Genomic DNA, 19835 nt, shown 5'->3' with positions numbered 1-19835 from the left:
TTACGCAACAGGTACGCGCTCGCGGGCAGCGTATTGCTCGCGAGCCTGTATGATTTGCGCGCTATGGTTGCTGGCCCAATCACCCAACTCAATGATCTGCACGAGAAAACTTTTTCCTAAATCCGTCAATTCATACTCGACTCTGGGCGGAATTTCGGGATAAACCCGGCGCGAGACTAAACCGTCGCGTTCCAGGGTACGAAGCGTAACGGTAAGCATCCGTTGTGAGACACCGTCGATTCGTTTCTTTAATTCGTTGAAACGGAGTGTTCCGGCATTGCCCAGGTGAAAGATCGACAGCGTTGACCACTTATCGCTAAACCGGTCCAGAATATTCCGGATTGGGCAGTTGGCGATTGAACCGCCAACGGGCCCCAAAATTTTCTGCAATTTTTCCTGCACTATATCCTGCTGATTATCAGCAATAGTTCTGTTCATGTTACTGACGCACAAAAAAATACCTTCTTGCGGTGAATACGGTTACGAAATACTTTTGAGTTACCAAAAGTAACTAAGAAACAGATAAAAACCAATTGATTATGATTGCAGTTACCGGAGCATCAGGCCATTTAGGAAAAGCCACGCTCAATTATTTAGTAGCAAAAACAGACGCCAATTCATTAGTTGCCATCGTCAGAGACCCTGCCAAAGCAACGGACCTGTCCGACAAAGGTATTCAGGTTCGTACCGGCGATTATACCGAACCGGCATCGTTAGTAGCCAGCCTGGCAAGCGTTGATACCTTGTTATTGATCTCCAGTTCGGTAGTCGGTGAAGAGCGCGTTCGTCAGCATACCAACGCCGTCAACGCAGCCAAAGAAGCCGGGGTGAAACACATCGTCTACACCAGCGCTACCAGTCCGTCAGCAAACGCGCTATTCCCTGCCGCTATCGATCATTTCCACACCGAAAACCTCCTGAAAGAATCGGGTCTGACGTACACCATCTTCCGCAATAATCTGTACCTGGATGTGTTGCCCATGATTATCGGTGATGCGGCTCAGTCGGGGCAGCTACCCTTTCCGGGCGGTGACGGAAAAGTCAGTTACGCGCTTCGGGAAGATATTGCCGAGGGACTAGCCAACGCGCTGACCAGTGAGGGACATGAGAATCAGATTTACGAGATCGGTGCGACAAGCGCCTGGTCATTTGCTGATATTGCGGCTATTCTGGGTCAGAAAAGCGATAAAACCGTTGATTACCTCGACATTCCCGCTAGCGCCTACGAAGCTGAACTAGCCAAGCACCTGCCCGCTCCGGTTGTCAGCCTGTACACCGGTATGGCCGAAGCAATTAAACAAAATGATTTCAACCGGCCCGATTCGGCGCTGGAAAAACTGCTGGGCCGTCAGCCGGTTAACTTGGAAGACTTCCTAAAAAGCTAATCCGCCCAGCGGTCATTCGAAGGAAAATATAGCTCCGTCTTACAGCACTATCGCTGGTAGGACGGAGCTACTTAGTTTTGTAGATTACCGATTAACCAGCACGAATACTGGTCGATGTCGCTTTTTACTGGCAATTCCCCATCAAATTGCACTTTTATGCCCAATTATTCGATTTAGGCAGTTTCCATAAGCTATAGTCATTTAGTCTGCTTAATCCTTTCTATTTTCACGGTCATTACTGACGGTCATTTTCCACCAATCCTTTTTCCACTTCGATGAATCGTTACAGGTCACCGATCCTTTTCTTTTTTGCCGCGTTTCTATCGTTTCTCACGACAAAAGGCCAGCCATTTAGTCAAGCCGAGATTGCGCGCTGGCAAAAACAGGCGAAACAAGTTACCATCACCCGCGACACCTGGGGCGTTCCGCATATCTACGGAAAAACCGACGCTGACGTGGTTTTTGGTTTGTTGTACAGCCAGTGCGAAGATGATTTTGACCGCGTCGAAGAAAACTACCTGGACGCCATTGGCCGGTTGGCGGAGGTCGATGGCGAGTCCGCCCTTTACCATGATTTACGGGCACGTCTTTTCATGGACACGACGCAGGCGCTTGCTCTTTACAAAGAAAGCCCGGTCTGGATGAAAAGTCTACTTGATGCCTTTGCCGATGGCACGAACTATTACCTGTATACCCACCCGGCTGTTACGCCCAGGCTTTTAAAACGTTTTCAGCCATGGATGCCGCTCATGTTTAGCGAAGGTAGCATCGGCGGCAACATCAGCGTAGTTTCCATCGACCGACTGAAAGACTTTTACGAACACCGCAAAACCTCCTGGATTTACGATTTCGACAAATTTGAACGGGACCCGGTTGGTTCAAACGGCTTCGCTATCGCTCCTTCGAAAAGCGCCACCAAAAATCCCCTACTGCTCATCAATCCGCACACGTCTTTTTACTTTCGGTCGGAGGTTCACATGGTTAGTCAGGCCGGATTAAATGCGTACGGAGCCGTTACGTGGGGGCAGTTTTTTGTCTATCAGGGCTTTAACGAAAACTGCGGCTGGATGCACACGTCCAGCGGTGCGGATTCGATGGATGAGTATCTGGAAACCGTCGAGAAAAAAGGTAATTCGCTTGTTTATCGGCAAGGCAATACGCAGAAACCCGTTCGGACGCAAACAGTGCGGCTACCGTACAAGGTGGGCAACGGTATTCAGTACAAGGAGTTTACGCTATACTGGACGCACCACGGTCCCGTCGTTGGCGAAAAAGGCGACAAATGGGTTACGGTCAGTATGATGAATACGCCCCTGAACGCGCTCGAACAGTCATATTTACGCACCAAGGCGAAAGGGTACCAGAGTTTTAAAGAGGTGATGAAACTCAACGGTAACGCGTCGAACAACACCGTTTTTGCGGATCGGGACGGCAACATTGCGTACTGGCACGGCAATTTTATGCCTAAACGCGACCCTAAATTTGACTGGAACCAACCCGTCGATGGCAGCAATCCGGCTACCGAATGGAAAGGGTTGCATGGTGTAGATGAACTCGTTCAGGTTCGTAACCCGGCCAGCGGCTGGATTCAGAACTGCAATTCGACACCGTTCACCGTATCGGGCAACAGCAGCCCCGACAAGGCAACATACCCGACGTACATGGCTCCCGACGCCGAAAACTACCGGGGTATCAATGCCGTTCGTGTGTTAAGCCAGAAATCCGTCTTTACGCTGGACACGCTCATTGCGGCTGCCAACGACCCCCATCTGGCCGCTTTCGATGCTTTGCTTCCTCCCCTGCTGAACGCATACCAAACCGTTGCGGGTGATGCCGCCAACCAGTCGAGCGATCTGCGGGAAGCCGTACAGTTGTTGCAGAGCTGGGATAAAAGCTACGGAACAGGCTCCGTCGGGACAGCACTCGCCATCTTGTGGGGTGAGAAGATTCAGCGACTGGCACGGAGCCGCGTCCCCGCCGACCAGCGCCTTGACTATCTAAGCTTCACCGACTTCACCACCAACAATACCTCCCCACAGGAGAAAGTAACCGCCCTGAAGGACGTGCTGACCGATCTGACGCGTGACTTCGGAACCTGGAAAACGCCCTGGGGTGACATTAACCGATACCAGCGCCTGACCGGAAAAATTCAGGAAACGTTTGACGATCAGCAGCCAAGTATTGCGGTTGGTTTTACGCCTTCCGCCTGGGGATCGCTGGCGGCTTTCGGTGCTCGTTCGTATCCCAACACGAAAAAACGGTACGGTTACGTGGGCAATAGCTTTGTTGCGGTTGTTGAATTCGGCAGGAAAGTAAAAGCGCGTTCGGTCGTTACGGGCGGCCAAAGCAGCAAACCGGGTATGAAGCACTTCACGGATCAGGCTCCGCTCTACTGCGCGGGTCAGTTCAAAGATGTTTGGTTCTATCCCGAAGAGGTACAACAGCATGTCGAAAAGACGTATCGTCCCGGCGAATAGTTTATGAACCACAAACGGGCAAAAGCAGGGCGGTTGCGTTGACTATCGATCCATCTATGATCCGTGAAGACGTACAGCGTACGCCAGCGATTGGCGTACATTTGAAAATAAACTAACTTGCCCGCTGTCATCTAAACCCCCACAATGAAAAGCAACCGTTTACTTTTTTTAGGCATAGCCCTTTCTACTCTTTACGGCTGTGCAACCAAACAATCCGACGCACCCATTCAGGGAACGTGGGAACTTGTATCGGCAACGGCAACCGAAAAAGACTCTACTTATTCGACGTTTGATCCGAAACGTAAAATGATCAAAATCCTGAACCCAACGCACTTTGCTTTCCTAAACCACGACATCAGCGGCCAGAACGATTCGTCGGCAACCAGGTTCTCAGCGGGCGGAGGGAAATACACGTTTACGGACAGTACGTACACCGAATACCTGGACTACTACTCCGATAAAGCGTGGGAAAACAACAAATTTGAGTTTGTGGTGAAGCTATCCGGCGATACGCTCGTTCAGAAAGGCGTTGAGAAAGTAGAAAAGCTCGGTATCGACCGGGTGATTGTCGAAACCTACAAACGAGTCACAAACTAACATTATCAATTGTGGTCTGGTAGCCTTGCGTTGATGGTATGAAACGAAAAACCTTTTTGTCTCTGCTCGGCTTAGCCTCTATACGCTTCCCTTATTCGACCATGAGCATAGCGCAGTCCGACAGCCCCGAAACGTTTTATTTTAAAGACGATGGCAAAATTCCGAACAGCAAATACCCGCTGCTTGTGTATCGAAATGCGTTCACGGAGCGCAACCAACAGGGGGCCAGCTGGCTGGAAAAACGTTTTGCCGACAACAACTGGACAAATTCCTGGCGCAACGGCGTTTACGCCTTTCATCATTACCACAGCACGTCCCACGAGGTTTTGGGCGTTTATTCCGGAAAGGCGTTGTTGCACCTGGGCGGAGAAAATGGGCAGAAAATAAATGTTCAGGCTGGCGATATTCTGGTTATTCCAGCCGGAGTTGGGCATAAAAACCTCGGCAGCGAAAACCTGGGCATTGTCGGTGCTTATCCCGACGGACGCGAATGGGATGTAAACCGGGGACTGGCGGGTGAACGACCGCAAACCGACAAAAACATTGCGGCTCTACCCATACCGGCTACCGATCCGCTACTCGGCAAAACGGCTGGACTACCCACCATCTGGCGCAGCTAGACTTTACGAAGAACGTGCTGGTAACTTTTACGACCCGCACGTTTTTACTCCTTAGCCGCCGTGCTGGATCCCGACAACTCAATATGGGTCTGTGGGCTGCCTTGATACCGCACCGTACTTGCTCCACTGGCCTTTACGGTAAGCTCTTCCTGAACCCGGACGCGGGCGGTACTGGCTCCCGACAAATCCAGCTGAGCCTGTTTCGCCAGGCAGTCAAAAGCGTCGAGTTTACTGGCTCCCGACAGGTTGCTCGTCAGGCCATCGCTAGTCCCTACTACATGGATCGTAGAGGCCCCTGACAGTTCTGAAGTCAACCGGGAACCGGCAAGATTTATCGTTACGTTCGACGCCCCTGACAGCGAGGCATTAACCACCGATGAACTGGTAAAGCCGGTGATAGTTGATTGAGCCGCCCCCGACAGCTTAATTTCCCGTAGCGTTGGCATTGTAACGGTAACGTACATATCGTAGCGTTTTCGGCGCGATGTACCCCGATATTCCGCGTGCAACGTTCCATTTCGTACTCTCAAGTCAAGGTCGTTTACATCGGCTTCGTTCCCCCGAACGGCAACCTCGAAGCTGCTCCCTGACCGAACATCTATATGAAAAGCACTGCCCATATCAAGCCGGTCGAAATTAGCCAGCGGATAGGTCTGGGTTACCTCCTTGTAAGGTCCAAGTTCCTGTTGGCAAGCTGTCAGCTGGACAGACAGAAAAAACAGAAGAGCGTAAAAAAGCAATCGCTGTTTCATGGGTATAGCTGTTATTTACAGCTGCAAATGTCACTTACCCGCTTACCAGAAACAGCACTTCCCTAGACGAATAGTAGTTTTCACTTGCTGAAATAACCCATTTTTGCTCTGAATTGAAAAAGCGCGATAAGCTTACTGCTCATCGCGCTTTTGACCCAAAATTTTTCGCTCTTTACTCGACAGTCACCGATTTAGCCAGGTTGCGCGGCTGGTCAACATTGCGGCCCCGCATAACTGCAATGTCGTAGGCCAGCAGTTGCAAAGGAATTACCGAGACAAGCGGAACCAGTACTTCGTGGACTTTGGGAATCTCAATCGTAAAATCCACCAGGCTGGGCAAATGCGTATCGCCTTCCGTTGTGATGGCAATGACACGACCTTTGCGGGCCTTTACCTCCTGAATATTCGAGACTATTTTCTCGTACGAACTGTCCTTCGTGGCGATGACGACCACCGGCATGTCCTCGTCGATGAGCGCAATCGGTCCGTGCTTCATTTCGGCAGCGGGATAGCCTTCGGCGTGGATGTAGCTGATTTCTTTCAGCTTCAACGCTCCTTCCAGTGCAACCGGGAAGTTCAGCCCCCGTCCCAGATAGATGAAATTACGAGCGTAGGTAAAGATGTACGCGATTTCCTTGATTTTGTCGGCGGCTTGCAGCACCTTTTCGACCTTTGCCGGAATACTTTCCAACTCGGCCAGTAACAAGCGAAACAGCGACTCCGAGATTGTTCCTTTCCGTTTGGCAGCGGCCAGTGCCATCAGCGTCAGCACGGTAACCTGCGCCGTAAATGCTTTCGTGCTGGCAACCCCAATTTCGGGTCCTGCGTGCGTGTAGGCTCCTGCATCCGTGGCCCGCGCGATTGATGAACCTACCACGTTGCAAACACCGAAGATCGTTGCTCCTTTTGACTTTGCCAGTTCGATAGCGGCCAGCGTATCAGCGGTTTCGCCCGACTGCGAAATAGCAATGACAATATCGCCTTCTTTGATGATCGGATTGCGATACCGGAATTCGGATGCATACTCAACTTCGACGGGAATCCGGGCCAGTTCTTCGAAAATATACTCGGCAACCAAGCCCGCGTGCCATGACGTACCACAACCGATAATGACAATCCGCTCCGAAGCCGCCAGTTTATCCAGGTAATCGCGTAAACCACCGAGTTGCATGGTACCACTGTCAGCCTGAACGCGTCCTCGCATCGAATCGGCAATGGAACGCGGCTGCTCAAAGATTTCCTTGAGCATAAAGTGGTCGAATCCACCTTTTTCGATTGCTTCCAATTCCAGCTCTACCTTCTGCACGTAAGGCGTGGTCGTCGTATTGTCGAGCGTTACGACGGTAAGCAGGCCGTTTTTGATAACAGCGATTTCGTAGTCATTGAGGTAAATGACATCCTTGGTGTATTCAACGATTGGCGTCGCATCCGAAGCCATAAAAAACTCACCCTCGCCCACACCAATCACCAGCGGAGATCCTTTTCGAGCGGCAACAAGCTGGGTCGGATCGGCTTCGTTCATGATCACAATAGCGTACGCACCCACGACCTCCTGCAACGCCAGCCGGACCGCATCTTCGAGCGAACCGCCATTGTTTTCCCAGATATCTTCGATAAACTGCCCCAACACTTCCGTGTCGGTTTCGCTGGTGAACGTATGGCCTTTTTTGAGCAATGCCTGCTTGATAGCCGCGTAGTTCTCAATGATTCCGTTGTGAATAATTGCTAGTTTCCGGTGAAAGGAGTAATGCGGGTGCGCATTTACGTCGTTGGGTTCACCGTGCGTTGCCCAGCGCGTATGGCCCATTCCGATGGTACCGCTGCTTTCGCGCGCAGCCAGTTCCTGCTCCAGAGCGGCTACTTTACCTTTTTTCTTGTACACACGTAGGCCGTGCCCATTCATCAGGGCAATACCGGCGCTATCGTACCCCCGGTATTCGAGTCGTTTCAGACCTTTCAAAACCAATGGGCACGCTTCCCGGTGCCCAACGTACGCTACAATACCGCACATAGCTCTTTTATCTGTTTAGGAGTAATGTCACCGTTTTTCGATAATCAATCAACGTGCGTAAAGTAACGCCAAAAGCCGGAATATCCGGCTTTTGGGTAAATGAGTTTTACTATACGTTACCTGGGTAAGGTTTGAACCAAGCTATTTTGCGTTAACCAGCTAGTTGCGTGTATAGATTGTAGTACCGCTCTGTCACATCATTCTCCTCGGCCCCGTCGAACTTATGTTCAGGCAGGTCGTTCAGCACCGCGTTCAGGCTAGCACTTGATTCTTCTTCGGCACGGACCACGGCATCGGCGTAGGCGCAACCAATCCGGATGAAACCACCGAAGTCAGCCGTTTTCAATTCTTCCAGCATCGAATCGTCGATATCCATCATGCGCGCTTTTTCGATGATATCCCCTTCAAAACGATGGTCAAACCCATTGTTGTACACCGTAAAAACCGACTTGGTGTCCTTAAACATTGGGTCGTTCTTATAGGTTGTTTTAAGGTAAAGCGGAATCAGGGAGGTCATCCAGTCGTTGCAGTGAACGATATCGGGAGCCCAACCGAGTTTCTTCACCGTCTCCAGCACCCCTTTGCAGAAGAAGATAGCCCGCTCGTCGTTGTCATCGTAGAATCGGTTTTCCTTGTCGTGGAAAACGTATTTACGCTGAAAATAATCTTCATTATCAATAAAATAGACCTGTAACTTGGCCGTCGGAATTGACGCAACTTTAATAATCAACGGTTTTTCTTCATCACCAACGGCGATGTTGATTCCCGATAGCCGCACAACTTCGTGCAACCGATTTTTGCGTTCATTAATAAGCCCGAAGCGTGGCACTAAAATTCGAATCTCCATTCCTCGTTCCTGCATAGCCTGGGGCAGCTTGCGGACGAAATCGGCAACGTCAGACGTTTTCAGGAAAGGATTTATTTCACTGGCCACGTAAAGGATGCGTAATTTGCTCATAAAAACGGGCGGGGTGTGTTGTTAAGACTATCAAAAAACTTGCAAAATTATACAATTTTTTTCCGTATTTCAATACATTTTGCCCGAAAAAGATACGAATCCGCTATCATTGCAGCCTAAAAAATCAGTCGCTCGTTATGCATCGCTTTAGTACCGCTGTTGATCTTCGCAACCACCTTTCCGTAGCCCGTCCAAGCCAGAAAATTGGATTTGTGCCAACGATGGGCGCTTTGCACGAAGGTCATATCCGGCTTATCGAAAAAGCTAAACAGGAGAACGATATCGTCGTAAGCAGTATCTTCGTCAACCCCATACAATTCAACAATCCTGACGATCTGAGTCGCTACCCACGGACACTGGAAGAAGATTGCCAAAAACTGGAAGCCGCTGGCTGCGACGTAGTTTTTGCGCCCTCTGCCGACGAGATGTACCCAGAGCCGCCTACACTCCGGCTAAATTTCGGCGAGCTGGAAACGATCATGGAAGGTGCTTTCCGACCGGGTCACTTCAACGGCGTCGGCTTAGTGGTGGGTAAGTTGTTCAATATCGTACAACCCAACCGGGCTTACTTCGGTCAGAAAGACTTGCAGCAGGTAGCCGTAGTGCGACGCCTGATCCGCGACCTGAGCTTCCCCGTTGAACTGATTCGCTGTCCAACGATCCGGGAGGCCGACGGGCTGGCGATGTCATCCCGGAACCGAAATCTCACGCCCGATCAGCGCATAGAGGCCGTAACCCTGTTTAAAGCCCTTACATTGGCTCAAAATCTGTTAACCGAGGGTCAGAGTGCCGCGCAGACAAAAGAGGCAGTAATCGACGTTTTTAGCAGCAATCCAAATTTCCGGCTTGAATACATTGACGTTGTTAATGCCGATACCATGCAGCCTGTCGAAGAAGTGCTGGCTCCGGGACAAACCGCCATCTGCCTGGCGGCTCATCTGGGCCAGGTACGCCTGATTGATAACCTGGTATTCTGACAAGTTAGACCAACAAAAAAGGGCCGCTCAGTTGAGCGGCCCTTTTTTGTTGTGCGCCAGGGAGTCTTATTCCTTGACAAGTTTTACAACCTGCTTCTGCGTTGCGGTTGTCGCCTGGAGCAGGTACACGCCCGTTGACTTACCAACCGAAATCGTAGCGCGCTCAACGGCAGCAGCGTGTTCGATAATCGTTGTGTTCACGCTACGGCCACGGTTGTCGATCGTTCGGAGTTGCAGTTTCTGACCAGCCGCCCCGCGAATTTCAACCTCAACCGACTCGTTTACAACTGGGTTACCCAGTACGTTAAGCTGTAACGTAGCACCCGCTTCTTCGGCACCCAGCCGCGCAGCATTAGTTCTAGCGGGTTCAACGCCGTAAATCAAGCTTCCGGCCTGGTAAACCGTGATGCGGTTGTTAAGCCCAAAGGCGCTGTTGTTGACATAGGAGTAATCACCAGCCTGATTGAAGGCGCTGTAGTTCTGCTTGTAAACCTGGATCTCAATCGGTCCTGATTCGCTCATTGGAGCCAGACTACCCGCTCCCGGCAAGAAGCTATACTCGATGTAGCCCGTTGCACCCTGACGACCCGGAGTTGACACGTAGCGTAGGTTGAGGTTGTTCTGACCGATAGCTACGTAGTTTTTCTGGAAGATTAGGTCCATGTTGTCCTCAACATTCAGCCAGTAGCGAACCGTGATGGTGCTGTAATCAACCGAAGTAGTACCCTGATTCTGAAGCGTCAGGTAAGGCTTGAGCGTATTGGAGTTAAGCTGACCATTATCAGGATCGCGCGAAAGCGCTTTTACAACCGTTACTGCCAGCTTGGATAAGTCAAAACGGGCAAAAATTGGGTTGTGATCCGATGTGGTGTTGCCATAATTGGGAATGCTGAACGGCAATAACACGTAGGCCGAGTTGTCGATGTACCCAGCGGCCAGATCGTTCGAAACAATCATGTGATCGATGAAGCTGGCCGACGAGTTAAACGTCGAGCAACCTTGCTGTTCGAGCGGCTTGGTCATGGTTTTATAACCAGCTTCGTCCGACACAAAGTTGTTGAACGATGAAACCGGCGAACTCGTGTAGATCGATGACGTAGCTTTGTCGTTGTAATCACCCATCATAACGATGTTTGCAGTCGCGTATTCGGTGTCAAGCAACGTTTTCAGATCGGCGAAATCCTGTCTGCGACGGTTGAAATCACCCGCTGCACTTCCCGATTTAGCGTGTACCGTAACCACGTGAACCCGGCGCGTAACGCCATTGATCGTCGCATCGGCAACGAACAGGAAAGGCAAACGACCCGACGACCAGCCGTTACCAGATGGGTAGTTGTATTTATCCAACAGCAGCGGTTTCGTTTCGGACAGAACCGGCGTTACCGTAGCGGTATTGTAAATCACACAAACTTTCTGAGCCAGCGAGGTTGGTCCGAATACCGTACCGTTCGTGACCTGCTGGTCGCACTGGTCCTGGAAGAAATACGAGAACTTGTCAGAGCAAACGTAGCTGTAACTTCCTGGAATAGCGGCTACCGTTGCGCTAAAGCGGTTGATATCACTGATTTCTTCTACCGAAATAATATCGGCGTTCAGCTTCGTCAATACGGCTGTCGCGTTAGCCTGTTGAAGGTCTTCGTTGACAGGCCCCATGTCTTCGTACGTGTAGGTTCCTCTTGGACAGTTGATCGAACCACCGTCAGCACCGAAGAATTCCATGTTCCAGGCAGCAACATCCAGCGTTTGCGTGCGGGGCAGTGCCGTATTTTCGGCTGGTCCGCAAATAGCATCCTGCGCGGCTGTGCTTCCCGGAATGTCAGCCAGAATCCGGGGTTGTAGTTGCAGACCATTGTTTCCTGGCGTAGTCACTCCCGACACAAACCGATCGGCGATACCCGTTACACTAACCGGATTGCTTGGACGACCGGCACCCGCTAGTGGCGAATTGGCACTGATGCGTAAGGTAGCCGATTGGTTATCTTTGGTAATGGTGTAACTGGTTCCGCCCACAAACGTAGCCCCTGAGCCACTGATGGAAGCGTTTGAAATACTAACCAGCCGCCCTTGATAGTTGGGCAACTGATCGGGTGTAATCTCGATCGGCGCCGGCACGACGGTACCAGCTCCTGAAACCAGCGTGAAGTTTGTAGCTGCCGGCGATGTTATTTCGGTAAAACCGTTGAATACCGTGACTGGTCCACGTGCCTGCACCAGATCGCCAATCTGTACGAGCGAACTGATGTCAGTACCAGACGGGCTAGCGTAGACAACAATACCACCCGTTTCGTCCTGGATATAAATCTGACGAGCACCCAGCTGATTCGTAACCGTTACCCGGCCCTGAACCGTGTAGGTATTACCAATACCCGTCCGTGCTGCGGCAATTGACACAATTCCTGTCGAAACGGATGCACTGACAACGCCCGTAACAGGGAGGTCAACCGTTGCTCCTCCCCCACTAAATGTGATTGACCCCGAATATGAATTTGGGGATAGGCCCGCTGTCAACTGGGCAGCCAGGGTTGTGCTGGACAAGCCTGAATTAGTGTAAGGAATAGTAACGGAGTTGCCAAAAGACGAACCATTGTACGAAACCGCAAACGCAGGATTCGATACCGTTACGGTAATACCACCGCTTGCTGACGTAAGATTGGTGGCATTGGTTGTTATAATCCGTGTAGCCGGACCGCTGCCTTCTGCGTAGCTCAAGCTTACCGGGTTAGGCGTTGCAGCAATGGTAGGTGCCGTTGAATTACACAGATTAGTTGGACTTGCCGAATTGCGTGGGCTGGGCGTACCTATGGTGAAATCCGCAGAATTATTACCCGTATCCGTACAGCCATTACCATCCCGAACAGCGGCAGTCGAATTAGTCAAATTGGCAGTAGGAGCTGTCTCTGAACAGTTTGTAGCCGTACCGAAGCCCACAAAATCATTTACTACTGGGCATGAACCCGACAGCACCGAAGTCGCTTTTACCAAAGCAACTTTACCCGCAGTGCCGCTCATATTTATACCACCCGTTGCGTCAGGCATAGGCAAGCCTGGAAGAGTAGTGTTTGTACCAGCCCCCTCCTGCACTAGATAATAACCGCCCGGCTGAATAGTACCGCTCAACCGGGTTGCCTGCCAGCTAGTTCCTCCGCTTGCTGCATATTGTACACTCCAGCCGTCAAGATTAACCGCTGCTGTGCCCCGGTTGAACAACTCAATAAAATCATTTTTGTAAGGGGCACCTGCATTACCACCACCCCCGTACACCTGGCTAATTACTATTTGCTCTTGTGCTTTGGTAGCACCGGCCACCAGCAATGCCGCAAATAACAGCCACAGCCGAGCCGTTGAATACGAAGACCGTAAACGTTGAAAGATCATATAAAATGGATTAGTTAAGTTTATGTAAAGCTACTGTAAACTTGCCTGTTCCATTTTAAGCTATCATTAAAATTATAGACTATATAGACAATGTCATATTACTACTAAAAATATTAACATCCATTAATTTAACAACTTACCTTTTTATCAGAAAGAGATTGGCTCCTCGCTAATCGACGATGCGAAAAGCCATTTTTGCTTTTTCCCGCGATAAAGCGTTGAAGTGCCACCACTCAAACTCAATCGGGCTAAAGCCGCCCTGCCTCATTGCTGTTCGCAGAATTTGCCGATTATCGATTTGTTTCTGCGTTAGCTTCCCGGCTTTCAGCAATTCGTTTTCACGCGATGGATACGCCAGCTCACCGAAGAAGTCATACTTGGTACCCATATCGAGTGGCTTACCGTCTTTCGTCGCGACGGTCAGATCAACGGCACATCCGTAGTTGTGAATGGACCCTTTTCGCGGATCGGCTACGTACTTCTGGCGTTCGTTTTCGGTCATGTTGGGCAATGCATTCCAGAGATTCCACTGGGCCGAACGGGGTCGGGCCGCGTCGTACACCAGCAGCCGCAGGTCGGGGTGTTTGCTTTGCAGGTATTGGCTGGCACTAGCTAGTTTTTTAGCCGCCATCGGCTGCATGTACGCCCGCGTCAAATCGCCATACACGTCTTTACCAACAAAATTATCAGTCGTTGAGTATTTGAGTTCGACTAGAATGGTCGGGTCAACTTTCTGAACATCGACCAATCCCTGTTTGATCATAGCCTGTTCAACCTCCTGAGCCATAACGCCAGTAGAAACAACTGAGGCTGCTAACATCAACAGGGAAAAAGCAAGCTGAGTGACGAAGAAACGCATCGTTTTTTTGGTTATTGGTCCTGAATCGTGAATTTTAGGCCTAAATAACAAAAAACTACCGACTGCTCCGGCAATCGGGTGCATAACCACCAACTTGCCCTACCTCGTTACATGGCATTAAATTACATCTGGGTTGCCTTTTTTGTCATTGCCTTTCTGGTTGCGCTGGCTAAGCTCATCTTTCTGGGTGATACTGAAATTTTCAAGGTGATAGTCGAAGGGTTGTTCGACTCTTCGAAAGTGGCCGTTATGGACATCGCCCTACCCCTGGCGGGCGTCATGACATTTTTTCTGGGCTTGCTGAACATTGGCGAGAAAGCCGGGGCCATCAATCTGCTGGCTCGCGTTATTGGTCCGTTTTTTAACAAACTCTTCCCCGAAGTACCGAAAGATCACCCCGCCAACGGGCAGATGATCATGAATTTCTCGGCTAATATGCTGGGTCTGGATAATGCCGCCACCCCTTTTGGTCTGAAAGCAATGGCAAGCCTTCAGGAGTTAAACCCAAGTAAAGACACGGCCTCTAATGCCCAGATCATGTTTCTGGTGCTTCACACCTCTGGCTTACAGATCATTCCGCTCAGCGTGATGGCGCAGCGAGCTATCTTGGGCGCTACCGATCCGTCGGATATCTTTATCCCCTGCGTAATCGGCACGTACGTAACCACGGTGGTAGCCATGATAGCCGTAGGTATCAAGCAACGCATCGACCTATTGAATAGCACGGTACTGGGCTGGCTAGGGGGCATTACGACCCTGATCGCCCTGGCCCTGTGGTTTCTGGCGGGTAGACCCAAAGAAGAAATCGAAACCATCTCGAAAGTATTTGGCAACGGCCTTTTGCTGACGATCATCGTCGCTTTTCTGCTGGGCGCGATCCGGAAAAAAGTACCCATTTTCGAAACGTTCATCGAAGGAGCCAAAGGTGGTTTCGAAACAACTGTAAAGATCATCCCGTATCTGGTGGGTATGCTGGTCGCAATCGGCGTATTCCGCAATGCGGGGGCTATGGATTACCTCGTCGGTGGCTTGAAATACCTGTTTGCCCTTACCGGCATGAACACCGACTTTACAGATGCGCTGCCCGTGGCCCTGATGAAACCGCTGAGTGCTTCGGGAGCCAGAGCGCTCATGATCGACGCCATGAAACAGTTCGGACCCGATTCGTTCGTGGGGCGGCTGGTTTGCATCTTTCAGGGTTCGGCGGATACGACGTTTTACATCGTTGCGCTGTACTTTGGCTCGGTCGGCATCCGCAACTCACGTCATGCGATTCCGTATGGTTTATTTGCCGATCTGGTGGGCGTCATCGCCGGTATTGCCCTCGGTTATTTCTTTTTTCACTGAGCTAAAAGCCAGACGACGGTGTTATACACCTAAACAGTACGACTCAACAAACGAATCCGCATGAACATTACGCAAGTCCGCGAGCACCTGCACCGACTGATTGATGAAGTTGATGATATTTACGTCTTGAATGGTCTTTACCGTACCTTACTTTCTGACAAACGGCAGCGTGAAGATTACGAGAAAGAGCAGCAGGAGAAAGCACAACGGCAAAGCCGATCCGGTGGACGAGCCCGTTAAAGCTTTCCTGAGAGTCCGCCAACCGTCAGGGCAATAATGACGGTGTTAAACAAAAACGATAGTATTCCGTGGGCCAGCGCTGTTCGTCGTACACGCTTAGCGCTGATAGCCACGTCCGATACCTGACTAGTCATACCAATGACAAAGCTGAAATAGGCAAAATCCAGGTAGTCCGGTTCAGAGTCATTCGGAAACTCCAATCCGCCGGGACGCTTTTTCTGTTCAGGATCATCGCCGTAGAACTGGTGCGCGTAGCGAAGCGTAAAAAGCGTATGCAATAACGTCCAGGAACTGGCCACGGCCAGAACTGATAATGTAACGCTCCGGCTCTGATTCGCTTTATCCATCGAATCCAGCAACGCAAATACCGCGAACAAACTGGCTACGGCGGCTGTAATGGCGAATACCAGAATCAGCGTTCGACTGGAATCCTCCAGACGCGATAACCGGGGTAGATCACGGGGATGCGCAATGAAAATAGTCAGCCACATCAACAGCAGCAAGGTCAGGGCAAATGCGATCCAGACAATAATCAGGGTGGCAGCCCCCTTAACCGTTGGCGGTACTAGAAAATAAGTGATAAAAGCAACGGTAAGGCCAATCATTAGTCGGTGATTGGCTTCAAAACGAGTGATTCTTTCCAGAAACATGGATTAGGGGCAAGCGATAAGCGTAGTACGGTACGTGTTTTTGATGGTATAACTCTAAAATTCACGAATCGCTTTTCTAAATAACAAGCCGACGGAGATTTTGTCGGATGTTCGCCCGCGTATAGATTCGTCGTACTTTCGCGCTATGTTCCAGGCCTCCCTTCGACTCTACAGGAATGCGTATCAAGGATTAGCGCCATCGGTATGGCTGCTGGCGGGTGTTATGCTTATCAACCGATGTGGCACGATGGTACTTCCTTTTCTTACGCTTTACCTGACGCAGCATCTGCACTATTCTGTTGCTGACGCGGGTATCGTCATGGCGGTTTACGGCATGGGCGCTTTTGTCGGTACTTTTCTAGGCGGGCGGCTAACCGACCGGTTTGGGTTTTATTACGTTCAGTTATTCAGTCTGCTGTTCAGCGGTTTTTTTCTGCTGATGCTTCAGCTGGTTACGGGTTTTTATGCGCTCTGCGGAAGCGTCTTTATTTTTACCTTATTCGGCGATTCGTTTCGCCCGGCTAATCAGGCGGCTATTGCCCATTATTCCGATGCAGATACGCGCACCCGCGCTTTCTCACTCAACCGATTAGCCATCAATCTGGGCTGGGCGGTTGGTGGCGGTCTGGGTGGCTGGATTGCTGGCATCGATTACAACCTTCTTTTCTGGGCCGACGGATTAACCTGTCTGCTGGCAACAGTTGTCCTTTGGTTGAACCTGCCCGCTCCCGATAACGCATCGACCTTCAGCGTTACCAAAACCCTGCACCCTGACGCCGACAAATCGGGTTTGGTCAGCTCACCCTACCGGGACACGGTATTTATTGCCTTCATGGTGTGCGCAGCCTTATACCTGATTGTATTCATGCAGTTATTCTCTGTTGTGCCGCTGTTTTTCAAACAGGTTCTGCACATGACAGAAGGCAAAATCGGCGCACTGATGGCGCTCAACGGGGTCATTATTGTCGTTGTCGAAATGGCGTTGGTCTACAGTGTTGAGCAGCAGAAATGGAAAAAAGTCAATCTGATTGTCGGGGGCATCGTGCTCACCTCGATTGCCTACGCATCGCTGACTTTATTGGAGGCTACGGGCTTGTCCATACTGACGGCGACCCTGTTTTTTATCGTGCTCGTCACGCTTAGCGAAATGCTCGTTATGCCTTTTATTCAGTCGTTTACCGTCGAGCGATCTACCCCATCGACACGCGGGCAGTACCTGGCGCTGTATTCAATGGCGGGGGCATTGGCTCAGACGACGGCCCCGGCTTTTGGCTCGCAAATGATCGCTCATTTCAACTTTTCCACTCACTGGTTAGCCGTCACCGGTATTAGTTTGCTGGCCGCTGGTGGCTTCTGGATTTTAGGCCAACGTTTGCCGGCGAGTTCAGCGAACAAATAGGATTTTCGGCGAAATTTCAACTACTTGTTTTTGCGTTGATACGTTCGTTGTCTTACCCCTATTCCCTATGATATCTACCTATACAGTCAAGTATTTGTTACTCGTTGCAGCACTTATTTCCTTACCAAAAAGTATACATGCACAACCCGTAACCTCGATTACGTCGCCCGACAAAGCCATTACCTTAACCATTCGCAACACGCAGACAGGCGCGGTCAACTACCAGCTTGCGTACAAAGGCAAGTCTGTTATTGAACCCTCTGGTCTTGGTTTCAGCCTTAGTAAACCGAAAGCAACGCTGAACCGCTTCACCATCGTAGCGGCAGACACATCCACGAAGGATGAAACCTGGCAACCGGTTTGGGGCGAAACCAACCGGATTCGCAATCATTACAAAGAACTACTGCTGACGTTACAGGACAAAGTCGACTCCGGTATTCAGTTGCGGGTGCGTTTTCGAGTCTTTAACGACGGCATGGGCTTCCGTTATGAGTTTCCTCCCCAGCAAGCCCTGACGCACTTTGTCGTAGCTGATGAGTTAACCCAATTCACGCTCTCGGCTGACCACAAAACGTTCTGGATGCCGGGTGATTACGATTCCAATGAATATCTCTACAACACCACCAAGCTAAGCGAGGTAGATGCAGTAACAGCCGCTGATCGGGAGAAAGATACGGCCCTCAAGTCAGTGATTGGCTCCAATGCGGTGCAGACACCGTTGCTGTTCAAGACGGCAGACGGCCTGTACATCAGCCTCTACGAAGCGGCTTTGCTCAACTATCCAGTCATGCACCTTCAGCTCGACAAAAAGACGCGAACCCTGACGGCTCAACTGGTACCCGATGCCGTGGGCAACAAAGCGTATCTTCAGACGCCGGCTCAGACGCCCTGGCGGACCATCCTGGTTAGTGACAAAGCCGCTGATTTGCTGACCTCCAAGCTGATTATGAACCTGAACGAACCCTCCAAAATCGGTGATTCGTCCTGGATAAAGCCGCAGAAATTTGTGGGTATGTGGTGGGAAATGCACATCGGTAAAGCGACCTGGGAAAAGGCGGGCGGCAAGCACGGAGCAAATACGCAGAACGTTAAAAAATACATTGACTTTGCGGCAAAATACGGCTTTGACGGTGTATTGGTCGAAGGCTGGAACGTCGGCTGGGAAGATTGGTTCGGCAACTGGAAAGAAGACGTTTTTGATTTTGTTACGCCCTACCCCGATTACAACCTGGACTCGCTGGTACGCTACGCTCGCGGCAAAGGCGTACGCATCATTATGCACCACGAAACGTCCGGCTCCGTCACGAACTACGAACGCCGGATGGACGCGGCCTACCAGTACATGGTCAAGCACGACATCAACACGCTCAAGACGGGATACGTGGGCCGCATCATTCCCCGTGGTGAACACCACGACGGTCAATGGATGATCAATCACTACCAACGGGTTGCCGAAAAAACGGCGCAGTACAAGATCATGCTGGATTCCCACGAGTCGGCCCACCCGACGGGTCTGCACCGTACGTACCCGAACTGGATGGCTAGCGAAGCGGCCCGGGGCAGCGAATTTAATAACGCGCCAACGTTGGGCATCACACCGGAACACACAACGATTTTACCGTTTACGCGGCTATTGGGCGGGCCAATGGATTTTACGCCCGGTCTGTTTCGCTTTCGACTCAATCAGTTCGACAGCACACGCACGCAGCAGGTTCGCACTACCCTGGCTAAACAGCTGGCTTTGTACGTCACGTTGTACAGCCCGTTGCAGATGGTAGCGGACTTACCGGAAAACTACGAAAAACACCTGGACGCGTTTCAGTTTATCCGGGATGTGCCGGTCGATTGGGACGACACCAAAATACTCGCAGCCGAACCCGGCGATTACATCCTCATGGCTCGTAAAGAAAAAGGAAAGAACAGCTGGTTTGTGGGCGGTATTACCGACGAGAACAGCCGCGATCTATCCGTCAACTTAAATTTTCTGGACCCCAGAAGTTCGTACGAAGCCGTCATCTACCGTGATGCCGCCGATGCTGACTGGGACAAAAACCCGGAAGCGTACACCATCGAACGAAAAAAAGTTACGGCTAAAACAAACCTGTCGATTCACTTGGCCAAGGGCGGTGGCTGTGCAATTCAGCTGATCAAGAAATAAGATTATTTACTTCGTAAGAGCCAATCAAAC

The 19835-nt window shown here is 50.8% G+C and carries 16 protein-coding genes; 9 read left to right on the top strand and 7 right to left on the bottom strand.

The features are described from left to right. Window positions 1–438 carry a winged helix-turn-helix transcriptional regulator gene (locus tag LQ777_RS07495; protein ID WP_232561899.1) on the bottom strand — a complete coding sequence of 146 codons (438 nt, stop codon included), beginning with the start codon at window positions 436–438 and terminating at the stop codon, window positions 1–3. Between the two features lie 101 nt (window positions 439–539). Between LQ777_RS07495 and LQ777_RS07490 the strand changes: the two genes are divergently transcribed. The 4 genes from LQ777_RS07490 (at window position 540) to LQ777_RS07475 (ending at window position 5079) form a co-directional block, all read left to right on the top strand. Beyond that, window positions 540–1385 carry an SDR family oxidoreductase gene (locus tag LQ777_RS07490; RefSeq protein WP_232561898.1) on the top strand — a complete coding sequence of 282 codons (846 nt, stop codon included), beginning with the start codon at window positions 540–542 and terminating at the stop codon, window positions 1383–1385. A 275-nt stretch (window positions 1386–1660) separates the two neighbouring features. Then, complete coding sequence (locus LQ777_RS07485; protein ID WP_232561897.1) at window positions 1661–3862, top strand: penicillin acylase family protein; 2202 nt, start codon at window positions 1661–1663, stop codon at window positions 3860–3862. A 144-nt stretch (window positions 3863–4006) separates the two neighbouring features. Next, a complete protein-coding gene (locus tag LQ777_RS07480; protein WP_232561896.1) occupies window positions 4007–4459 on the top strand; it encodes a hypothetical protein in 453 nt (150 codons plus the stop codon). Between the two features lie 38 nt (window positions 4460–4497). Then, window positions 4498–5079 (top strand): cupin domain-containing protein, encoded by a 582-nt coding sequence (locus LQ777_RS07475; protein WP_232561895.1) that lies wholly within the window; start codon window positions 4498–4500, stop codon window positions 5077–5079. Between the two features lie 44 nt (window positions 5080–5123). Here the strand turns inward: LQ777_RS07475 and LQ777_RS07470 are convergent, their stop codons facing one another. The 3 genes from LQ777_RS07470 to LQ777_RS07460 form a co-directional block, all read right to left on the bottom strand. After that, complete coding sequence (locus LQ777_RS07470) at window positions 5124–5831, bottom strand: head GIN domain-containing protein (protein ID WP_232561894.1); 708 nt, start codon at window positions 5829–5831, stop codon at window positions 5124–5126. A gap of 172 nt (window positions 5832–6003) precedes the next feature. Beyond that, window positions 6004–7842, bottom strand: coding sequence for a glutamine--fructose-6-phosphate transaminase (isomerizing) (gene glmS, locus LQ777_RS07465; protein ID WP_232561893.1), 1839 nt, complete (start codon window positions 7840–7842; stop codon window positions 6004–6006). A gap of 151 nt (window positions 7843–7993) precedes the next feature. After that, window positions 7994–8800: a glycogen/starch synthase gene (locus LQ777_RS07460; RefSeq protein ID WP_232561892.1), complete on the bottom strand. Its 807-nt coding sequence runs from the start codon at window positions 8798–8800 to the stop codon at window positions 7994–7996. A gap of 137 nt (window positions 8801–8937) precedes the next feature. Between LQ777_RS07460 and panC the strand changes: the two genes are divergently transcribed. After that, window positions 8938–9777 carry a pantoate--beta-alanine ligase gene (gene panC, locus LQ777_RS07455; protein WP_232561891.1) on the top strand — a complete coding sequence of 280 codons (840 nt, stop codon included), beginning with the start codon at window positions 8938–8940 and terminating at the stop codon, window positions 9775–9777. A 66-nt stretch (window positions 9778–9843) separates the two neighbouring features. Here panC and LQ777_RS07450 read toward each other — a convergent pair whose 3' ends face one another. Then, window positions 9844–13152, bottom strand: coding sequence for a lamin tail domain-containing protein (locus LQ777_RS07450; RefSeq protein ID WP_232561890.1), 3309 nt, complete (start codon window positions 13150–13152; stop codon window positions 9844–9846). 169 nt (window positions 13153–13321) lie between these two features. Next, a complete protein-coding gene (locus LQ777_RS07445) occupies window positions 13322–13939 on the bottom strand; it encodes a M15 family metallopeptidase (protein WP_232562814.1) in 618 nt (205 codons plus the stop codon). Window positions 13940–14122: 183 nt separating this feature from the next. On the opposite strand from LQ777_RS07445, the gene LQ777_RS07440 reads away from it, so the two are divergent. Beyond that, window positions 14123–15358 (top strand): nucleoside recognition domain-containing protein, encoded by a 1236-nt coding sequence (locus LQ777_RS07440; RefSeq protein WP_232561889.1) that lies wholly within the window; start codon window positions 14123–14125, stop codon window positions 15356–15358. 60 nt (window positions 15359–15418) lie between these two features. After that, window positions 15419–15598 carry a hypothetical protein gene (locus tag LQ777_RS07435; protein WP_232561888.1) on the top strand — a complete coding sequence of 60 codons (180 nt, stop codon included), beginning with the start codon at window positions 15419–15421 and terminating at the stop codon, window positions 15596–15598. Here the strand turns inward: LQ777_RS07435 and LQ777_RS07430 are convergent. After that, window positions 15595–16248, bottom strand: a complete 654-nt coding sequence (locus LQ777_RS07430) for a DUF1345 domain-containing protein (RefSeq protein WP_232561887.1) — start codon at window positions 16246–16248, stop codon at window positions 15595–15597. The genes LQ777_RS07435 and LQ777_RS07430 overlap by 4 nt on opposite strands. Window positions 16249–16393: 145 nt before the next feature. Between LQ777_RS07430 and LQ777_RS07425 the strand changes: the two genes are divergently transcribed. Both LQ777_RS07425 and LQ777_RS07420 read left to right on the top strand, forming a co-directional pair. Then, window positions 16394–17647, top strand: a complete 1254-nt coding sequence (locus tag LQ777_RS07425; RefSeq protein WP_232561886.1) for an MFS transporter — start codon at window positions 16394–16396, stop codon at window positions 17645–17647. Between the two features lie 67 nt (window positions 17648–17714). Then, window positions 17715–19805: a glycoside hydrolase family 97 protein gene (locus LQ777_RS07420; RefSeq protein WP_232561885.1), complete on the top strand. Its 2091-nt coding sequence runs from the start codon at window positions 17715–17717 to the stop codon at window positions 19803–19805. Window positions 19806–19835: the final 30 nt, after the last annotated feature.

This window comes from Spirosoma oryzicola, assembly GCF_021233055.1.
GTDB classification, from domain to species: domain Bacteria; phylum Bacteroidota; class Bacteroidia; order Cytophagales; family Spirosomataceae; genus Spirosoma; species Spirosoma oryzicola.
Note: the sequence above shows the minus strand (reverse complement) of the source record. Positions and strands in the feature narration are given on the sequence as shown.

Excerpts from the sequence above, each read along its gene's own strand:
- LQ777_RS07450 (WP_232561890.1), bottom strand. The coding sequence starts at position 13,152 with ATGATCTTTCAACGTTTACGGTCTTCGTATTCAACGGCTCGGCTGTGG.
- panC (WP_232561891.1), top strand. The coding sequence starts at position 8,938 with ATGCATCGCTTTAGTACCGCTGTTGATCTTCGCAACCACCTTTCCGTA.
- LQ777_RS07475 (WP_232561895.1), top strand. The coding sequence starts at position 4,498 with ATGAAACGAAAAACCTTTTTGTCTCTGCTCGGCTTAGCCTCTATACGC.
- LQ777_RS07490 (WP_232561898.1), top strand. The coding sequence starts at position 540 with ATGATTGCAGTTACCGGAGCATCAGGCCATTTAGGAAAAGCCACGCTC.
- LQ777_RS07445 (WP_232562814.1), bottom strand. The coding sequence starts at position 13,939 with ATGGCTCAGGAGGTTGAACAGGCTATGATCAAACAGGGATTGGTCGAT.
- LQ777_RS07480 (WP_232561896.1), top strand. The coding sequence starts at position 4,007 with ATGAAAAGCAACCGTTTACTTTTTTTAGGCATAGCCCTTTCTACTCTT.
- LQ777_RS07460 (WP_232561892.1), bottom strand. The coding sequence starts at position 8,800 with ATGAGCAAATTACGCATCCTTTACGTGGCCAGTGAAATAAATCCTTTC.
- LQ777_RS07430 (WP_232561887.1), bottom strand. The coding sequence starts at position 16,248 with ATGTTTCTGGAAAGAATCACTCGTTTTGAAGCCAATCACCGACTAATG.
- LQ777_RS07440 (WP_232561889.1), top strand. The coding sequence starts at position 14,123 with ATGGCATTAAATTACATCTGGGTTGCCTTTTTTGTCATTGCCTTTCTG.
- LQ777_RS07495 (WP_232561899.1), bottom strand. The coding sequence starts at position 438 with ATGAACAGAACTATTGCTGATAATCAGCAGGATATAGTGCAGGAAAAA.
- LQ777_RS07420 (WP_232561885.1), top strand. The coding sequence starts at position 17,715 with ATGATATCTACCTATACAGTCAAGTATTTGTTACTCGTTGCAGCACTT.
- LQ777_RS07485 (WP_232561897.1), top strand. The coding sequence starts at position 1,661 with ATGAATCGTTACAGGTCACCGATCCTTTTCTTTTTTGCCGCGTTTCTA.
- LQ777_RS07470 (WP_232561894.1), bottom strand. The coding sequence starts at position 5,831 with ATGAAACAGCGATTGCTTTTTTACGCTCTTCTGTTTTTTCTGTCTGTC.
- LQ777_RS07425 (WP_232561886.1), top strand. The coding sequence starts at position 16,394 with ATGTTCCAGGCCTCCCTTCGACTCTACAGGAATGCGTATCAAGGATTA.
- glmS (WP_232561893.1), bottom strand. The coding sequence starts at position 7,842 with ATGTGCGGTATTGTAGCGTACGTTGGGCACCGGGAAGCGTGCCCATTG.
- LQ777_RS07435 (WP_232561888.1), top strand. The coding sequence starts at position 15,419 with ATGAACATTACGCAAGTCCGCGAGCACCTGCACCGACTGATTGATGAA.